Below are 17,934 nucleotides of genomic sequence, written 5' to 3' on the forward strand. Positions count from 1 at the left end.
GTCAGTCGACGGAGGCGGCGTCCCCGTCGTAGTCGTCCTCCCCGTCATCATCGGCGTCATCCTCGTCCTCCCAGAAGTTCTCCAGGGGAACCAGCAGCTCCTCCCACGCCTCCGCCTGCTCACCGGCGACCTGGAGGACATCGAAGAGCCGGTCGAAGTCGGTGTAGCTCCCCAACTCCAGAACCTCTTCGGTCATGTCGGCGATGTCGTGTGCGATCCCCTCGAGAATGCGCCGCCGGTCCGAGTCCGAGGCCCCGGTCGGGTCGTCCTCCGGCTCCGGGTCCTCGTCGTCGGCGTCCTCCCCCCAGAACTCTGCGACGGCCTGACCCATGAGGTCCTCGAAGTCCTCGCCGAGCGTCACGAACTGGACCCTGGCAGCCGGGGTCTCGGACTCCCCGTCAAAGGTCACCACGATCTCGGAGTTCTCACCGACCTCGGCACTCACGGTCAGCGCGTCGACCGGGTCCTGGACGAACTCCAGGTCCGCGATGCGCGGGTCCGTCCCTTCGATCAGGTCGCGCACCGTACCTACGACGAGGTCGGTGGCCACGTAGCGGGCGACGGTGGAGACGGCGTCCTCGACAGAGAACACCACCCCCACGAGAGCAGCCTCGAACTCTTCGTCATCCTCGGCGACATCCGCCATCGCGAGGAAGACGTTGGCCCCGGGAACACCGGTCCCGCCGGTGATGTCGACGAACTGGATCTCGAGGTCCTCCGACACCGGCACGAACAACGTGCCGTCGTTGACCCGGGACTCTATCCCCTCCGCGTCAAGTGCTTCAGCGATGTCCACATAGAAACCCACGAGGGGAACCTCCTACGGTCCACTCCGACCGGGTCGCCCCGGGCACGTCGCCCGGGCACGCCATCGGAACCGACCACCATGCTAGCCGAGAGCCGGGGGCGGCCGGGAGTGCCGGGGTTACCTCAGATGACCCCGCGGTGACACCAGGTTTTCCTGTGATTTTCAGGGACGCCCCTCCGACATCGTGGTACAGGACACATGTAGTAGTGTGGTGGGTCGAGATTGACGACATCATGAAATGAGGCGAGGACCTGCTGTGAACAGCACCAATTTCGGTTCCAACGAATGGCTGGTCGACCAGATGTACCAGCAGTTCAGGGAGGACCCGCAGTCCGTGGACAAGGAATGGCGGGACTTCCTCTCCGAGTATTCCGGGAGGTTCTCCGGGAAACCCTCCGGAAGCCTCCCCGAGGGCCGGACCGGGGACTCTGACACCCCCTCGGCGCCCGCCACCACCGACACAGTAACCACCTCCTCCGCACCGTCCGGGAAGACTACCCGGACCGAACACGCCGCACCGGTCAGCAGGCCGCACCCCGCCGACCGTGCACCCGAGGCTCCCGCGCCGGCACCCCACCGGGTCCATGCAGCCGCAGCCGTGGCGACCAATGTCGCGCCCTCCGCCAACCCGATCCCGGAACGTGTCGCTCCCCCTGCCCCCGACCTCACCGTCGAACAGCCCACCCCGGGCGAGGCCGCCCTGAAGGGCGCCCAGCGGGCCATCGCCAAGAACATGGACGCCTCTCTCGACATCCCCACGGCCACCACCGTGAGGGACATGCCCGCGAAGCTGATGTTCGAGAACCGTTCCCTGATCAACAGCCACCTGCGCTCCCAGGGCCGTGGAAAGATCAGCTTCACCCACATCCTGGGGTGGGCCATGGTCAACGCGGTCAAGGCCCATCCGACGATGAACAACAACTACCAGGTCATTGACGGCAAGCCCTCGGTGGTCACCCCGGAGCACATCAACCTCGGGCTGGCGATCGACCTGGTGGCGAAGAACGGCAACAGGAATCTCGTCGTCGCCGCCATCCGCGGCTGTGAGGCCCTCACGTTCGAGCAGTTCGTCGACGCCTACGAGGACATCGTCCTCAGAGCCCGCAAGGGCAAGCTGACCATGGACGACTTCTCCGGCGTCACCATCCAGCTCACCAACCCCGGCGGGATCGGAACCAGGCATTCGGTGCCCCGGCTCACCCACGGTCAGGGCGCGATCATCGGTGTCGGAGCCATGGACTACCCCGCCGAATTCGCGGGAGCCTCCGAGGACCGTCTCGCGGATCTGGGCGTCGGCAAGCTCGTGACGATCACCTCCACCTACGATCACCGCATCATCCAGGGTGCCGAGTCCGGCGAATTCCTGAGGGACATGAGCCGACTGCTCATCAACGACGAGTTCTGGGACGATATCTTCGCCTCCCTGCGTATCCCCTACTCCCCCGTGCGGTGGAGCCAGGACGTCCCCAATACGGGAGTCGACAAGTCGACCCGCGTGATGCAGCTGATCGAGGCCTACCGGTCGCGGGGTCACCTGCTGGCCGACATCAACCCGCTGCACTGGACCCAGCCCGGACTTCCTGTGCCCGACCACTCGGACCTGGAGATCGAGAGTCACGGTCTGACCCTGTGGGACTACGACCGCCAGTTCCACGTCGGCGGCTTCGCCGGCCGGGAGACCATGACCCTGCGTGAGGTTCTCAGTACCCTCCGCAACGCCTATACCCGGAAGGTCGGCTCGGAGTACACGCACATCCTCGACAAGGACGAGCGTCTGTGGCTCCAGGAGCACATCGAGGCGGGTCAGCAGAAGCTGTCCACCCCCGAGCAGAAGTATCTGCTGCAGAAGCTGAACTCCGCGGAGGCTTTCGAGAACTTCCTGCAGACAAAGTACATCGGACAGAAGCGGTTCTCCCTCGAGGGCGCCGAGTCACTGATCCCGCTGCTGGACGCCGCAGCCGACCAGGCAGCTGAAGAAGGTCTCGAGGAGATCGTCATCGGCATGCCCCACCGGGGACGCCTGAATGTGCTGGCGAACATCGTCGGCAAGCCCTACTCCACGATCTTCAGCGAGTTCGAGGGGAACATCGAGCCCGCCGCCGCCGGTGGTTCCGGTGACGTGAAGTACCACCTCGGTACCGAGGGCGTGTACACGCAGATGTTCGGCGAGAACGACATCAAGGTCACCCTCACGGCGAACCCGTCGCACCTCGAAGCCGTCAACCCTGTCATGGAGGGGCTCGCCAGGGCCCACCAGGATCTCTCCCCGCGAGCTTCCGAGCACCCGGTGATGCCGATCCTCATGCACGGTGACGCCGCCTTCACCGGGCTCGGTATCGTGCAGGAGACCATCAACATGGCACAGCTGCGCGGCTACTCTGTCGGCGGCACCGTGCATGTCGTGGTCAACAACCAGATCGGTTTCACCACCACCCCGGACCGTGGCCGGTCCACCCACTACGCCACAGACATCGCCAAGGGATTCGACTGCCCGGTCTTCCACGTCAACGGCGATGATCCCGAGGCCGTCGTCTGGGTCGCCCGCCTCGCCGTAGAGTACCGGCGTCGTTTCGGCAAGGACGTCTTCATCGACCTGGTCTGCTACCGTCGCCGCGGCCACAATGAGGCCGACGATCCGTCGATGACCCAGCCGGAGCTGTACAGCATCATCGAGAACCGCCCCACTGTCAGGTCCCTGTACCACGACACTCTCGTCGGCAGGGGCGACATCACCGCCGAGGACGCCAAACGGGCCGCAGACGACTTCCACGGCCAGCTGGAGTCTGTGTTCAACCAGGTCAAGGAGGGTGCCAAAGACACCGTCCCCGCCGCCCAGACCGGCATCGCCGGAGGCCAGGCACTGTCGACGGGGCTGGACACCTCGGTCACCCCGGACGTCATCGCCGAGATCGGTGACAGTTTCACTGTCGACGCCCCGGAGGGGTTCCACGTCCACCAGCGGGTCCGTCCGGTCGTCAAGCGACGTCACCAGATGTCCCGCGAGGGAAATATCGACTGGGCCTTCGCCGAACTGCTCGCCTTCGGCTCTCTCGCGCGCGAGGGCAGGCTCGTCCGCCTCGCCGGTGAGGACACCCAGCGCGGCACCTTCACCCAGCGTCACGCGATCCTCTTCGACTCCGAGACCAACCGGCCCTTCAGTCCCCTGGAGATGGTGGCCCGCAAGGCCGGCAACGGCGGTTCGTTCCGGGCGTTCAACTCACCGCTGACCGAGTACGCGGGCATGGGCTTCGAGTACGGCTACTCTGTCGGCAACCTGGACGCCGTCGTCGCCTGGGAGGCGCAGTTCGGCGATTTCGCCGACGGCGGGCAGACCATCATCGACGAGTACATCTCCTCCGGTGAAGCGAAGTGGGGTCAGCTGTCCAGCGTGATCCTGCTCCTGCCCCACGGCTACGAGGGACAGGGCCCCGACCACTCTTCAGCACGTATCGAGCGGTACCTCCAGATGGCTGCGGAGGGGTCGATGACCGTCGCCCAGCCGTCGACGCCGGCAAACTACTTCCACCTGCTGCGCCGGCATGCGCTGGGCACCATGCGGCGTCCCCTGGTCGTGTTCACCCCGAAGTCCATGCTGCGCAACAAGGCTGCGGTCTCCCCGCTGGAGGATTTCACCGAGGTCACCAAGTTCCGCTCCGTGATTGACGACCCCCGCTTCGCCGACCGGTCCGTGGACCGCTCGGGTGTCAGGACGGTCCTCATGTGCAGCGGTAAGATCTACTACGACCTCGAGAAGAAGCGGGCCGAACTCGGCCGCGACGATGTCGCAGTGGTCAGGGTCGAGATGCTCCACCCGATCCCGCACAACCGCATCAGGGAGACCGTCGTGGAGGGCTACCCGGGTGCCGAGGTGCGGTGGGTGCAGGACGAGCCCGCCAACCAGGGCCCGTGGCCTTTCCTGGCCCTCAACCTGCCGGAAAGGCTGCCCGGATTCACGATGAAGCGGGTCTCCCGCCGTGCCCAGTCCTCCACCGCCACAGGTGTGACGAAGGTCCACCACCTTGAGCAGGAGGCACTGCTCAAGGAGGCGTTCGAAGACTGACCGGTGCGGGCGGACGACCGCCGCCACCGGCTCCGGGCCCCGGACCACCTGTCACGGCAGGTGGTCCGGGGCCCTGTATTTCCCCCGCCCTGATCACCGGAAGATCGCTCCACCCGCACCGTCCCCGGGGTCGCCCGGTCGGGGCGCCCTGTCAGAACGTCCGGTCAGAACGTCCGGTCAGAACCAGACGACAAGGATGAGAACCACCAGCGCGATCCAGGGAATCAGGCCCCACCACCTGTTGCGGTCGCTGAGCAGTGCCCCCGCCGTAGCAGCAGCTCCCGCGACCGCATGGGGGATCCACAGGCCGTTCCCCGCCACGAGAAGGATGACGGCAAGTCCCCACAGGCCGCCGGCTATCAGTCGGGTCATACCTCTGGATCACCGTCCCTTTCCACGCTGTGTGCATGCGCACGTGTACCGTCCCGCCAAGGATAGCCCGCCCAGGGCAGACGGCCGCGTTCCAGGGCGGGTCTCCACCCCGCGTACCGGTGGTTCTGGTTGACTGTTGACCATGCCCAGTCCCGAGTCCGGCCGACGTCCCTACACCCCGTTGTCCCCTCTCCGGCAGCTTCCCTCCACCGAACATCCCGGATCCGGGCGTCCTTCCCCTCCGGTGACTGCCCGGTGCACCGTGTACCGTCGTCCCGGACCGGATGTCGCCCACGGCGCGGTGGTGCCCGGAGAGCGCACGGAGATCGACCCTGACGGTGACGCCACCGGCCTTCTGGCCGAGCTCCATGACGCTCTCGGCGACGGGGACTTCTGCTGGATAGATGTCTCAGAGCCGGATGCGGTGTTCATGCACCGGCTCGCCGAGGTCTTCGGTATCCACGAGCTGATCGTCGAGGACGCCGTGTCCGCACATCAACGACCGAAGTTCGAACACTACGGTAACCAGATCCTCTTCGTGCTCCGGCCGGTGAACTACATCTCCGGGGGAACCGACCCTGATCCGACCCCGGATGTGACCACCGGTGAAATCCAGACGATCCTGGGCTCCGACTTCGTCATCACCGTCTGCCACGGCGAGACCCCTGACCCTACTGTGCGGATAGAGAAGAATCTCCGGCGCCTGTTCCTTCCGCAGACCGTGCTCTACTCCCTGGCGGATGACGTGGTCGACCACTATCTCGCCGTCAGCGACGAGCTGGAGGACGATGTCAGTGCCATGGAGACGACAGTCTTCGCACCCGGCAACGGGTTCGACATCCAGGAGGTGTACCTGCAGATGAGGGAGGTCCTGGAGGTGCGCCACGCCATCGACCCCCTGACCGTCGCCCTGCGGCTCCTCATGGACGACCAGCACGTCATCGTCGAGGAGAGCCGCGCTTACCTGCGGGACGTGCTGGACCACCAGATTCTCGCTGCGGACCGCATAGGCAACCATGCCGAGAGGCTGGGCTCCCTCGTCGACGCGGCTGCGGCGATGATCTCCCTGCAGCAGAACACTGACATGCGCCGCATCTCCGCGTGGGCCGCAGTGGCGGTGGTGCCGACCCTCATCGCCGGGATCTACGGGATGAATTTCGAGATCATGCCTGAACTTACCTGGCCTTTCGGTTACCCCCTCGTGATCTGCGTCATGATCTCCATCTGCACCGGTCTGATCGCCCTCTTCCGTCACAACCGTTGGCTGTGACCGGTGACGGGGTGCAGGCACCGTATCGCGTATTGTCTGGGGCATGAGTGCCTCGCGAGTTTTCGCCGGCCGTCTGGCCGGGATGATGCTGCTCGGAGCCGACGGCGAGTCCGTGGGCAGGGTCCGGGACGTCGTGGTGAGTATCAGGTCCAACCGGGCCCGGGCGCTGGGGCTGGTCGTCGAGGTCGCGGGTAAGCGGAGGATATTCCTGCCGATGCTCCGGATAGCCTCGATCGACCCCACAGAAGTCACGATGAACACCAGCTCAGTGAGTCTCAGGCCTTTCAAGTCCCGGTCCGGGGAGCTCACGGTGATGGACGACCTCATCGGTGCGAAGGTGCACATCGACGATCCCGAGCATGAGCACCTGGCTGGACGGGCCGTCGAGATCGCGGACGTCGAACTGGAACTCACCCGCACCCGCGAATGGGATGTCAGCCGTTTCGCGGTGATAGTCCGGGGTCGCCTCGGCAGGAGGTCCGCACCCGCGGTCGTCCCACTCACCCATGTGCACGGTCTCTCCGCCTCCGGTGCCGGCCCCCAGGATGCGGACGCCGAACTGATCGCGGAGTTCAAGGAGATGCGCAACGCCGATGTCGCGCAGGTCCTCCACGAGCTTCCCCTGGACCGTCGCGCCCGGGTCGCCGGGGAACTGTCGGATGAACGCCTAGCGGATGTGCTGGCGGAGCTTCCGGACGACGAACAGACCGAGATCCTCGACACCTTCGCCATCGAACGTGCGGCGGACATTCTCGAGGAGATGGACCCGGACGACGCCGCCGACCTGCTCGGTGAACTGCCGGACGACAAGGCCGACGTCCTGCTCGAGCTGATGGACCCTGAGGAGTCGGAACCGGTGCGCCGGCTGATGAGCTTCTCCCCGGACACGGTCGGTGCCCTGATGACCTCCGAACCGTTGATCCTCACCCCCCAGGCGACCGTGGCCGAGGCGTTGGCCCACGCCCGCAACCCGGAGGTTCCGCAGTCCCTGAGCAACCTCGTCTTCGTGGTCAGGCCGCCCCAGGCAACTCCCACAGGACGATATCTCGGATGCGTCCACCTGCAGAAACTCCTGAGGGAACCGCCGTCCGCGCTCATCGGCGGTATCCTCGACCTGGATCTGCCCGCCCTGCGCGCCGATGATTCGGTGGAGACTGCCGCCCGTTACTTCGCGACCTACAATCTTGTCTGTGGACCGGTTCTCGACGACAACCAGCACCTCCTCGGCGCTGTCGCCGTCGACGACCTTCTCGACGACCTTCTTCCCGAAGACTGGCGGGACGAGGACTGGCGGGACCACCGCTCACCGGCCTGACTTCATTCCTCCCCGGGGACCCGCAGGAACACCTGCCGCGGTGCCCCCACCACGTCTGTCTGACCACACGCACGACTACCGCACGAAGGAGGCACCGTGCCGGACAACTACGCACGCACCGACCTGGACACCCCGACCACTTCGCGTCACCGGAGGTTCTTCTCCTTCGACGGGGACGCCATCGGCGTCGGGGCGGAGAGGATCGCACGCTTCCTCGGCACCGGGAAGTACCTTCTCTGGCAGACCGTCTTCGTCATCGTGTGGGTGGCCCTGAACATCGGGGGCATGTGGTGGAACTGGGACCCCTACCCGTTCATTCTCCTCAACCTCGCCTTCTCCACACAGGCCGCCTACTCCGCCCCGCTGATCCTGCTGGCCCAGAACCGGCAGGACGACCGCGACCGCGTATCCCTCAACGAGGACCGTCGACGGGCCGCGGAGACCAAGGCGGACACCGAGTTCCTCGCCCGGGAACTCGCCGGCCTGCGTATCGCCGTCGGTGAGAACGTCACCAGGGACTATCTGCGGCACGAGCTCGACGACCTCACTGACCTCCTGCGCAGGATCGAGGACAAGCTGGAGGACCAGCGGCATGACTCCGACTCCCCGAAGGATCCCGGTGAGCCTTCCGCCCAGGGCGATCCGGCTGACCGCTGAGTCCTGCGCCTCCGGCTACCTGCCGGCGGCTCCTACCACGGCGACACTCCGCTGGCGTAATATTCTGTCCTGATGTCTACTGTCACTGAATCCGCCGTCCGTACCGCACTCGAAGCGGTCGAGGACCCCGAGCTCAACCGCCCCATCACCGATCTCGGCATGGTGAAATCCGTGGAGGTTGACGGAGATGCGGTCGCGGTCGAGATCTATCTGACCATCGCAGGGTGCCCCATGAAGAGCACCCTGACCGACAGGACCCGTGCCGCGGCAGAGGGGGTCGAAGGGGTCCGTAAGGTCACGGTGACCACCGACGTCATGTCGGACGAGCAGCGTCGCGAGCTCCGCCTGAAGGTCCGTGGCGCGACCTCTGAACCGGTCATACCTTTCGCACAGCCTGATTCGACCACCCGGGTTTTTGCCGTTGCATCCGGCAAGGGTGGCGTGGGCAAGTCATCGGTGACAGTGAACCTGGCCACCTCACTGGCCTCACGGGGCCTCAATGTCGGTATCGTCGACGCGGACATCTACGGCCATTCCGTACCCCGGCTCATGGGCTCTTCCGCCCACCCCAGCCAGGTCGACGACATGATCATCCCGCCGCAGTCTTTCGGGGTGAAGCTGATTTCGATCGGTCATTTCCTCGACGGCAATTCCCCGGTGATCTGGCGGGGACCGATGCTCCACCGGGCGATCCAGCAGTTCCTCTCCGACGTGTTCTGGGGGGACCTGGATGTCCTGCTTCTTGATCTGCCTCCGGGTACCGGCGACGTGGCCATCTCTGTCGCCCAGCTGGTCCCGGACGCCGAGCTTCTCATCGTCACGACTCCCCAGGCGGCGGCGGCGGAGGTCGCGGAGCGCGCCGGTTCGATCGCCCAGCAGACCCGGCAGCGTATCGGCGGGGTGATCGAGAACATGAGCTGGCTGGAACTGCCCGACGGGACGAAGATGGATGTCTTCGGTTCCGGAGGTGGTCAGATCGTCGCGGACCATCTCTCGGAGATCACCGGTTCCCCGGTCCCGCTGATGGGCCGGATCCCGTTGGATCCGGACCTGCGCGTCGGGGGCGACGTGGGAAACCCGATCGTGGTGTCACAGCCCAGGTCTCCGGCTGCGACCGCACTCGCGGGTATCGCCGACCGGCTGGTGACCCGGAAGCAGTCGTTGGCGGGCCGACCCCTCAATCTGGGCGTCACGCGCCGCTGAGAGCTTCTCCCGCCTGTTCTGCCGCTTCCGATGGTCGGTCAGAGGATATCTGCGTCGTCGACACGGCTCCAGTCGCCGACCGCCCGTTCACCTGACGGGGCTGTCGCGGCGGAGGTGTCCGGCGCGGCATCTGTCCGGGCCGGGTCACCGGGCGTCCTGCTTACTTCTGTTCCTGCCGACGCACCGGAGGTAGCTGCGGCTGCCGCTGTCCCGGTCGTAGTTCCGGTGTGCTCTCCTGCGGATTCTGTTCCCCTGTCGGCGCTCTCCTCCGCCTGCGGGCGGCCCGTCCGACCGCGGGTGGCGGAGAATGCCCCGGTGACGCCGCGTGCCGTGTCCTGCATCTCCCGCAGGAACTCCGGATCGTCGTCCAGCAGAGCCTTGCTCACCAGACCGCGGGCACCCATCCGCCGGACGTCGTTGAGCTGGGACAGGGGTTTGCGGAGGTCCTCGAAGTCCTCCTTGAACTCGGAGTCGATCTGTTCTCTCGCCGTGGACACCGCGTTCCGGGCGGCGAGGACGATGGCTTTGACGTCGTTGATGATCCGGGGCAGTCGCTCCGGTCCGACGACGATGATCCCGACGATGATCAGGACGAGGACCTCGCCCCAACCGACACTGGAGAACAACGGGTTCCACCTGACTTCCGGGCTGCAGTTACGTGACCCCGGTGATTCTACCGCCGTCCCCGTCCGGTGTGCGACACACGCAGAGCCCGCCGGACCGTGGTGGAGAGCCGGTCGCCGAAAGTCTCCGGACGCCGGCACCCGTCCACCCCCACAGTCGACTCTCCCGGCGGCTCGTCCGGGGAGTCCCCGCAGGACGCCGGAATGCCCGTCAACCTGGCCAGCAGTGATCCCGGGGCGTGCACCTCCTGGAGGGCGCCCGCACGACGCATCCGGTCAACGGCCTGACGTTGGGCGCGGACCTCGGAACGGCATTCACCGCAGTGGACCAGATGTGCCTTGGCACGGTCCTCCGCCACCCGGCTGAGTTCCCCGTCCACCAGCGCAGCGACGGCCTCGGTACTTAGATGACCGACGTCACGCCCGTGCCACATAGCTCAACTCCCCTGCAGAACGGTCGAGAGCCGCCCTGAGCTGTGCCCTCGCCCGGTGGATCCGGGAGCGGACGGTACCCATCTTCAGGCCGAGAGTGTCCGCGATCTCCTCGTAGCTCAGGTCCAGACCGTCACAGAGGACGACAGCGACACGGAACTCGGGGCTGAGATCGTCGAGCGCGCGTCGAAGTGCAGGATCGAGATTGTTGAACTCGTATGCACGTTCGGGGCCCGGCTGGTCACCGGCGACTCTCTCATAGTCCTCCGGGAGCGATTCCATGCGCACCGTCGACCGGTGCCTGACCATGTCGAGGAAGAGGTTGGTGGTGATGCGGTGCAGCCACCCTTCGAAGGTTCCCGGGCGATAGCTCTTCAACGACCGGAACACCCGCATGAACGTGTCCTGGGTGAGATCCTCGGCGTCCTGCCTGTTTCCGCTGAGCCCGTAGGCGAGACGGTAGACGTCGTCGGCGTGCTCGGCGACGAGCTCAGCCCAGCTGGGCATCTCCGACTCTCCCCTGTCGAACCCGCCGGTACCCCCGACAGGAGGTTCATCAGCGGTACGGTCGGAGGACTGAACGGAACTCATGGCCACCATCCTGCATTCCCGGGATTGTCGTAGGGTCACTGTCAGCTGGACGCCACCTGTGAAATTCACTTCGTACGAAGAATCTACCGTACCCGCGGAGGCCATGTCACCCCCGCCGGCCGGCCCATCCCCTAAGCTGGTCACCGTGAATGTCAACACCGGTTCAGCCCTCGACGCCGTCCGTTCCTACATCAACGGTACGGCCCGTTCCGACGACGCTCTCACCGAGGCGCGTACGGCCGCCTCAGAGTTCGGCCTGCTGTACCCGGATGCCGCGACCGGGGAGTTCCTCACCTTCCTCGCCGCGCGTCCCGTCGCCGGTGCTCAGCCCGGCGCCGTGGTGATGTCCCCGGCATGCGGTGTCATCGGCCTGCACCTCTTCGCCGGATTCCCGGAAGGTACCGGGCATGTCACCTGCATCGACCCTGAAGTGGAGCACCAGAAGCTGGCGAAGCAGGCGTTCACCTCCGCAGGACGGCGTCCCACCTCATTCCGCTTCGTCCCCTCATCCCCGCTCGACGGCATCGTCCGGCTGGCGACAGACTCCTATGACCTCATCATCGCCGACGTCGACCCGGAACTGTTGACCACCGCGGTGGATTCGTCACTGCCGGCACTGCGGCAGGGTGGCGTCCTCGTGCTGCTGGACGCCCTCCTCGACGGTGCACCGGGGGATCCGGCGCGCACCGACCGACAGGCAGAGGCGGCCCGGGCCGTCGAGGCCCACCTGGCAGGACTACGGGACACGGGAACCGTCGAGACCGCCCGTCTCCCCCTCGGCGCGGGCATGACGGTGGTGACCCGCCGCTGAGCCCGGTGTATCGTTCGACCGGTGCAATCCATCATCGACCTCTACCACAGCGTCACCGACGTCGAACACATCGTCTCCGCCTTCGGTCTGGTCGGCATAGCCCTGGTTCTCTTCGCCGAGACCGGACTGCTCATCGGGTTCTTCCTGCCCGGTGACTCGCTGCTCTTCGTCGCGGGACTGTTCACCGGCGGTGACGACCCGGTCTTCCCCGTCTGGAAGTTGCTGCTCGTCGCGGTGATCTTCGCCGTCCTCGGTGACCAGCTGGGATACCAGATCGGACGGTGGACCGGCCCGTCGATCCTGCGTTCCCGGGCGGCGCGGATCATCGGGGAGGAGCGCATCGACAAGGCACACGAGTTCTTCAGGTCACGTGGACCCCACGCGGTGATCCTCGCCCGGTTCGTCCCCGTCATCCGCACGATCGTCCCCGTGCTCGCAGGCATCAGCGGCATGGAACGCCGCCGGTTCATCCCCTACAACATCATCGGCGGTGTCGCCTGGGCCTGTCTGATCCCGGTCGCGGGTCACTTCCTCGGCGGAATCGACGTCATCAGGCAGCACGTGGACCTCATCATCGTTGGTCTGGTGGCTCTCTCCGTCATCCCCCTGGCCCTGGAGTGGTGGCGGGGACGCCGGGGACGCCACGGAAACCGCGGAAACCACGAGATCCACAGCACCTCCCGCTCCGTGCCGGCGGTCGCCGACGGTCCGGTGCCCCCGCCGGCTGCCTGAGCACTGGTATACAGGAGAGAGTGAACCGCTTTCGACCTGAACTCCACGTGACCGCGGAAACCGGCGTCCTCGAGGCACCGGCGGGAGCGGTCCGGCAGGGTACCTCCCTGCACGTCTTCCACCAGTTCCGCCCCACCCCCTCCTCGGGTGCCCGGTGGGCCCACCAGGTGGCCGCCGATCTGCCCTACGGCTGGGACGTCTGCGATGACGTCCTGGCCCCGACCGACGGGGAAATCGACTGTCTGGCAGGGTCCTCTGTGCCGGTAGGTGACGGGACGGTGGAGCTCTTCTTCGTCACGACAGCACCCGTGGGGGACGCCGACCGGGACGCACAGCTCGGTTCCGCCCTCGCCCACGACCGACGCGGGTCCCGCAGTTTCACCGTCCAGCGCGCCCGGATCCGCGACCTGGACGACATCTCCGACGAGATCTCCGACGATCCCAGCGTGGTCCGCCGAGAGGTCGAGCGCCTCGGGCCGGTCTCCGTCGACGATTCACGGCACAGGGTCACTGCGCTGGTGACGCCGAGCGTCATCCGTCGTGACGACGTCTGGCTCATGGTAGCGCTCGACCTCACCGACGACCGTTCGGCGTCGATCGTGGTCCTCACTTCGCCTGACCGGCAGAACTGGACCGTCGAGGGTGCCCTGGAGATCGACGGGGACGCCGGGCTGCCCGACGGTCGCCCCTTCGCCCCCCGGATCGTCACGATGGAGGACGACACCGACGGACGGCGACGCGACGTACTGTTCATCACATACCCGGACGGAGAGGACCGGGGAGAGGAGCACCGGGGAGAGGTCGCCGGTTACATCGTCGGCCGGCTCGACGGCAGCAGATTCACCGTGGAGACCGGGTTCCAGGTCTTCGACCACGGACATGACTTCACCCGCCCCAGGGTGGTCCAGGGTCCGCGTCCGTTGATTCTGGGGCTGGTCGGGACATTCCCCGGCACGGGGAAGGGGACGTGGGCCAACTGCCTGTCACTGCCACGGTTCCTGACACTCACCGGCGGCCACATCTACCAGGACATTGTGGGGGTACCGTCCGCGGTACGTTCCTACACCGACAGGGCCGCCGTGTTCACGGCCCAGCTCGACGCGACCCGTGGTGCTGTGACGGTGAGTCTTCTCGACGAGGCGGACAGGGTCATGGCAACGGTGCGGCACTCCGGTGACAGAGTGGAGTTCTCCCGCACCATGGACGACGGTTCGGAGGATGTCCGGACCGCGGTGCTCACCGACGGCGACTCCGACACCCTGACCGTCCTCATCGACGGTCCGGTGTGCGAGGTTTTCGCTGACGGAGGCCTGGTGTCCTTCACCAGCGCAGTGTCCGGCAGCTCCGCTTTCTCGGGGTTCCGGGTGGACACCACCGCCGGGGCCCGTGTGCTGTCGGCGATGGAGTCGCTGGGCCGTCGACTTCAGCGGCGGCTGGCGAAGCTGGACAGTGCCGAGGAGCAGGAGAGGCTCATCGCCGAGGCTGCGCTCGCTGACCGGGACCTCGCCGCCGGTACCGGGCCGATCGTGCCCTGACCTGGTGAAACGTCAGGACCCGTTGAATCCGAGAGTCCGGGGGTCACGTCCCAGCCGGGTGACTGTCGCCCGCGCCGTGACCTCCATGACCGGTGGAAGGTCCGCGATCCGCTCCGCCAGCACCTTGGGGTGGATGTGCCTGGCCGAGGGGCTCATCCCGATCTGTGCTGCGATGGACGCCTGGTCGAGGCGCATCACGAATTCGATGCTCTCGGGGTCACCCACCGGGACGAGGTAGCCGGACGCCTGACTGATCATCCTGTCCACCTTTCCCGCCTCGACGTCGATGATTCCCAGCGGGGCGCGCAACTCGGCGAGATGTCCCGCCTCCGGGGTGAGAACAACGACCTGTCCTTCAGGGGTCAGGACCCTGGAGAACTCCGCCGCATTGCGCGGGGCGAAGATGACCGTGAGCACGTCGATGCACCCGTCGCGCAACGGCAGCCGGGACCAGGCGTCGGCGACAACTGCACCGACCCTGCGGTGACAGGAGGCGAGCCTCTTCGCCGCCGGCACGGAGACGTCCACACCGATCCCCCGTGAACCCGGCACCGAATCCAGTGTGTGCGCCAGGTAATACCCGGTCCCCGCCCCGATCTCCACGATCGCCGGTCGGTCGTCCTCGGTCACGTGTGCGTCGTCGAGGACGTCGTTGACGGTGTCGGAGACCGCCTCGACGAACGGGGCGAAGTGGCCGCCCGAGAGGAAGGATTCCCGGGCGGTGATCATGTCGGCGTCGTCACCGGTGTAACGCAGGCCGGCGCCCCCTGCCAGCGTGACATAGCCCTGGCGGGCAACATCATAGCTGTGACCGGATTCGGACACCAGGGTCCTCCACGACCCGTCCCCCGCCCTCAGCGGAGTTCCGTCGACAGGGTCGGCGAGCAGGTCGATGACATCGGACAGCACGGTGGTCGGTACTCCTCGGTAGGTGACAGCGGGACTGCACCCGGGACGGCAGGACCGTCCTCAGGCTGTCCCCGGGAAAAGGGACGGTGGTGCGGCCGGACGTCCCCGGCTGACCCCACCCTATCTACGGAACCACTCTACAAGGCTTCGGGCGGCGAAACCGGTGGCGACACGGCCACCGGAACCTCTCCCGTCCGGTGCTGAGGAGGGTCCGCCGATGTCCAGGGACGTGAACTCCGAGTCTCCGGTGAACCTGTCGAAGTACAGGGCGGCGGCCGGGGCAGCCGGACCGGCAGGCTCGGCGGTGAGGTCGGTCGACTCAGCGTCGACGGCGTCCTCCAGGTAGGAGGGCATCGGCATGGGCCACCACCGCTCCCCCACTTTCGCGCCACGCAACGTCATCCGACGCGCCCGGTCCGCGTCCCTGGTGAACAGCGCCCCTGTCCCTGTGCCCAGGGCGGTCTCCGCTGCCGCGGTCCACGCCCCCACGGCGATGATCTGTGCCGGACGGTAACGGTGGGAACCGTGGGCCAGTGCATCCGCCGCAGCGATCCGACGGGCCAGCCGTGTCCGGGCGTCCTCGTCACCGGAGGCGTTGACACTGGTGGTCAGGCCTCCGCAGTGCTCCACGATCTCCGCCGGCCGACCGGACGGGACGGGCTGCGGCGCCACCGGCAGTCCGGTGACCGGGACCAGTCCCACGATCTTGCGGGGCGAACGCAGGTCGGCCAGCGCACGCAGTGCCGCCGGCACCACCGCACCCCCGACCAGCACGGCGTCCGGGCGCATGTCGGTCAGTTCCCCTTCTGCGGCGGCGGGGTCCCAGGTGAACTCCACCAGCCCGGCGTACCGGACGGGGTCCCCGCAGATCGAGAGAAGTCCCCGGAAGCCCTTGCGTTCCAGCCAGTTGATGCCCCGGACCCTGGTTCTCAGACCGGGAATACCCGCGGTGATGTCCTTGGCGGTCTGCCTCCACCACTCGACCGACACCGCACCGTCCGGCAGACTGTCGAGGTCACGCGCCAGGGCGGTGGCGCCACCGAGCGCGGCCCCGAGCGCAAGTTCCCGGGGCGCGGCGTCCGCCACCTGGTCCGGGACGCCGGTCAGGTCGATGTGGATGTCCCGGACCGTCGGAGCCGGAGACCTGTGGCGCACGGTAGGGACCCGGCCGGCAGTGACGAGGCCCTGTGCCAGGTTTCTGAGGTGACGTCGGGTGGTGGACGCCGGGACCCGGACCTGCACCAGATGCCGCTTCGCCTTCACCGGGTGGACCTCCACCATCGCCGTGATCTCGCGGATCAGCAGCTGCCCGGCTGTCCTCCAGCCGTCATCGCTGAGGCGGGAGTCCTCACCCGGCGCGAGGAAGTCCGACAGCGGGGAGGGCGCCGAGGGGACGCCGACGGTCCTGACCCCGTCCCCGTCCGCCCGTACGACCGACAGGGCAGGTGACCCCGTCTGCAGCACCTGTACCCGGCAGTCGACAATCTCCGAACCCGAGGCGGTGGCTCCGCAGGTGATCTCCGGGATCCCCCGGGGCAGGGACGGCAGCATTCTCAGGACGCCGTCCATCAGGCCCGGTCCTCTCTGTCTTCCCCGACCGCCCTGTCTTCCCCGACCGCCCTGTCCGTCTCTCCCGCAGCAATCCAGGCCTCAACCTCGGAGATGTCGTACCCCCGGCGCACCACACTGAATCGGGGGGTGCCTTCCCGGTGGCCGGCCACCGGCTCGGGCCTTCCGAAGGTCACCTGGACGAGTGCCACGAGAACCAGGCCCACGAACAGGGCGACGATGACGGTGATGAGCAGGTACACGGGCCGGATTCTACCCTACCTGTCCCTTTTCCGAGGTCCGGGTCCCGCTGTCCCCGCTCCGGGCGGCGACGACCCTTTCCACTGCCTCGGCGGGGTCGTCGGTGACGGTGATCAGGTCAGGATCTCCCGGGCTCACCAGGCCGTCGGCGACCAGCCGGGAACGGATCCAGTCCAGCAGACCGCCCCAGTACCCGGTACCGACCAGAATCACCGGGAACTGACGGACCTTCCCGGTCTGCACGAGCACCAGTGCCTCGAAGAGTTCGTCGAGGGTGCCGAATCCACCCGGCAGGCAGATGAAGGCCTGTGCGTACTTGACGAACATCGTCTTCCGGACGAAGAAGTACCGGAAGTTCAGCCCCAGGTTCACCCAGTCGTTCAGCCCCTGCTCATGGGGAAGCTCGATGCCGAGGCCGATGGAGAGGCCGCCCGCCTCCGCGCATCCCCGGTTCGCGGCCTCCATCAGTCCCGGTCCTCCCCCGGTGATCACCGCATATCCGGCCTCGTGGAGCAGCCGTCCGGTCTCACACCCGAGGCGGTACCAGGGGTGGTCCTCGGTGATCCGGGCGGAGCCCCAGACAGTCACGGCCCGCGGAATCTCGGCGAGGGCCCCGAATCCCTCGACGAACTCCGACTGGATCCGCATCACCCGCCACGGGTCGGTGTGCAGCCAGTCGGCGTTCGGCTGTTCGTCGAGGAGACGCTGGTCGGTGGTGGAGGACGGGGCGATACGGCGTCCCTCCCCTCTCCGGAGGACAGGTCCCTGGTAGGTGAACGGAGTGTCATTGGGTCGTATAGGAGCCAC

Annotated in this window: 17 protein-coding genes; 8 read left to right on the forward strand and 9 right to left on the reverse strand. The window is 66.8% G+C overall.

The window, feature by feature from the left end:
- Nucleotide 1 precedes the first annotated feature (1 nt).
- Nucleotides 2–808, reverse strand: a complete 807-nt coding sequence (locus tag BN3906_RS01370; protein ID WP_066583169.1) for a hypothetical protein — start codon at nucleotides 806–808, stop codon at nucleotides 2–4.
- Between the two features lie 256 nt (nucleotides 809–1,064).
- Here BN3906_RS01370 and BN3906_RS01375 point away from each other — a divergent pair, with 256 nt between their 5' ends.
- Nucleotides 1,065–4,868 carry a multifunctional oxoglutarate decarboxylase/oxoglutarate dehydrogenase thiamine pyrophosphate-binding subunit/dihydrolipoyllysine-residue succinyltransferase subunit gene (locus BN3906_RS01375; protein WP_066583170.1) on the forward strand — a complete coding sequence of 1,268 codons (3,804 nt, stop codon included), beginning with the start codon at nucleotides 1,065–1,067 and terminating at the stop codon, nucleotides 4,866–4,868.
- Between the two features lie 177 nt (nucleotides 4,869–5,045).
- On the opposite strand, the gene BN3906_RS01380 is transcribed toward BN3906_RS01375, so the two are convergent.
- The gene (locus tag BN3906_RS01380) at nucleotides 5,046–5,240 is read right to left on the reverse strand and encodes a hypothetical protein (protein WP_066583172.1); all 195 of its coding nucleotides are present in this window, start codon (nucleotides 5,238–5,240) and stop codon (nucleotides 5,046–5,048) included.
- A gap of 142 nt (nucleotides 5,241–5,382) precedes the next feature.
- Between BN3906_RS01380 and BN3906_RS01385 the strand changes: the two genes are divergently transcribed.
- From BN3906_RS01385 to BN3906_RS01400, 4 genes are all read left to right on the forward strand, one after another.
- A complete protein-coding gene (locus BN3906_RS01385) occupies nucleotides 5,383–6,510 on the forward strand; it encodes a magnesium and cobalt transport protein CorA (RefSeq protein WP_078057024.1) in 1,128 nt (375 codons plus the stop codon).
- 43 nt (nucleotides 6,511–6,553) lie between these two features.
- Nucleotides 6,554–7,825: a magnesium transporter MgtE N-terminal domain-containing protein gene (locus BN3906_RS01390; RefSeq protein WP_066583175.1), complete on the forward strand. Its 1,272-nt coding sequence runs from the start codon at nucleotides 6,554–6,556 to the stop codon at nucleotides 7,823–7,825.
- A 96-nt stretch (nucleotides 7,826–7,921) separates the two neighbouring features.
- The gene (locus BN3906_RS01395) at nucleotides 7,922–8,482 is read left to right on the forward strand and encodes a DUF1003 domain-containing protein (protein ID WP_066583176.1); all 561 of its coding nucleotides are present in this window, start codon (nucleotides 7,922–7,924) and stop codon (nucleotides 8,480–8,482) included.
- Between the two features lie 72 nt (nucleotides 8,483–8,554).
- Nucleotides 8,555–9,685 (forward strand): Mrp/NBP35 family ATP-binding protein, encoded by a 1,131-nt coding sequence (locus BN3906_RS01400; RefSeq protein WP_066583177.1) that lies wholly within the window; start codon nucleotides 8,555–8,557, stop codon nucleotides 9,683–9,685.
- 38 nt (nucleotides 9,686–9,723) lie between these two features.
- On the opposite strand, the gene tatB is transcribed toward BN3906_RS01400, so the two are convergent.
- From tatB to sigE, 3 genes are read right to left on the reverse strand one after another with little or no spacing between them, the layout of a single operon-like run.
- The gene (tatB, locus tag BN3906_RS01405; RefSeq protein WP_066583187.1) at nucleotides 9,724–10,311 is read right to left on the reverse strand and encodes a Sec-independent protein translocase protein TatB; all 588 of its coding nucleotides are present in this window, start codon (nucleotides 10,309–10,311) and stop codon (nucleotides 9,724–9,726) included.
- Between the two features lie 47 nt (nucleotides 10,312–10,358).
- Nucleotides 10,359–10,742, reverse strand: a complete 384-nt coding sequence (locus tag BN3906_RS01410; RefSeq protein WP_066583190.1) for an anti-sigma factor family protein — start codon at nucleotides 10,740–10,742, stop codon at nucleotides 10,359–10,361.
- Entirely contained in the window at nucleotides 10,726–11,340 is a 615-nt protein-coding gene (gene sigE, locus BN3906_RS01415) for an RNA polymerase sigma factor SigE (RefSeq protein ID WP_066583192.1), read from the reverse strand. Before sigE ends, BN3906_RS01410 begins: the two co-directional genes overlap by 17 nt.
- 136 nt (nucleotides 11,341–11,476) lie before the next feature.
- Here sigE and BN3906_RS01420 point away from each other — a divergent pair, with 136 nt between their 5' ends.
- From BN3906_RS01420 to BN3906_RS01430, 3 genes are read left to right on the forward strand one after another with little or no spacing between them, the layout of a single operon-like run.
- Nucleotides 11,477–12,142 (forward strand): O-methyltransferase, encoded by a 666-nt coding sequence (locus tag BN3906_RS01420; protein WP_078057194.1) that lies wholly within the window; start codon nucleotides 11,477–11,479, stop codon nucleotides 12,140–12,142.
- A gap of 21 nt (nucleotides 12,143–12,163) precedes the next feature.
- Nucleotides 12,164–12,874, forward strand: coding sequence for a DedA family protein (locus tag BN3906_RS01425; RefSeq protein WP_078057025.1), 711 nt, complete (start codon nucleotides 12,164–12,166; stop codon nucleotides 12,872–12,874).
- 20 nt (nucleotides 12,875–12,894) lie between these two features.
- On the forward strand, nucleotides 12,895–14,409 hold the full coding sequence (locus BN3906_RS01430) for a glycoside hydrolase family 32 protein (protein ID WP_066583198.1): 1,515 nt from the start codon (nucleotides 12,895–12,897) through the stop codon (nucleotides 14,407–14,409).
- Between the two features lie 12 nt (nucleotides 14,410–14,421).
- On the opposite strand, the gene BN3906_RS01435 is transcribed toward BN3906_RS01430, so the two are convergent.
- The 4 genes from BN3906_RS01435 to BN3906_RS01450 form a co-directional block, all read right to left on the reverse strand.
- Complete coding sequence (locus tag BN3906_RS01435) at nucleotides 14,422–15,318, reverse strand: methyltransferase domain-containing protein (RefSeq protein ID WP_066583200.1); 897 nt, start codon at nucleotides 15,316–15,318, stop codon at nucleotides 14,422–14,424.
- A gap of 120 nt (nucleotides 15,319–15,438) precedes the next feature.
- Complete coding sequence (locus BN3906_RS01440) at nucleotides 15,439–16,887, reverse strand: M17 family metallopeptidase (RefSeq protein ID WP_066583203.1); 1,449 nt, start codon at nucleotides 16,885–16,887, stop codon at nucleotides 15,439–15,441.
- Nucleotides 16,887–17,129 carry a hypothetical protein gene (locus tag BN3906_RS01445; protein ID WP_066583204.1) on the reverse strand — a complete coding sequence of 81 codons (243 nt, stop codon included), beginning with the start codon at nucleotides 17,127–17,129 and terminating at the stop codon, nucleotides 16,887–16,889. The genes BN3906_RS01440 and BN3906_RS01445 overlap by 1 nt, the downstream gene beginning before the upstream one ends.
- Before the next feature lie 10 nt (nucleotides 17,130–17,139).
- On the reverse strand, nucleotides 17,140–17,934 hold the full coding sequence (locus BN3906_RS01450) for an LOG family protein (RefSeq protein WP_066583207.1): 795 nt from the start codon (nucleotides 17,932–17,934) through the stop codon (nucleotides 17,140–17,142).

The organism is Corynebacterium provencense, assembly GCA_900049755.1.
In the GTDB taxonomy this organism is placed as follows: domain Bacteria; phylum Actinomycetota; class Actinomycetes; order Mycobacteriales; family Mycobacteriaceae; genus Corynebacterium; species Corynebacterium neomassiliense.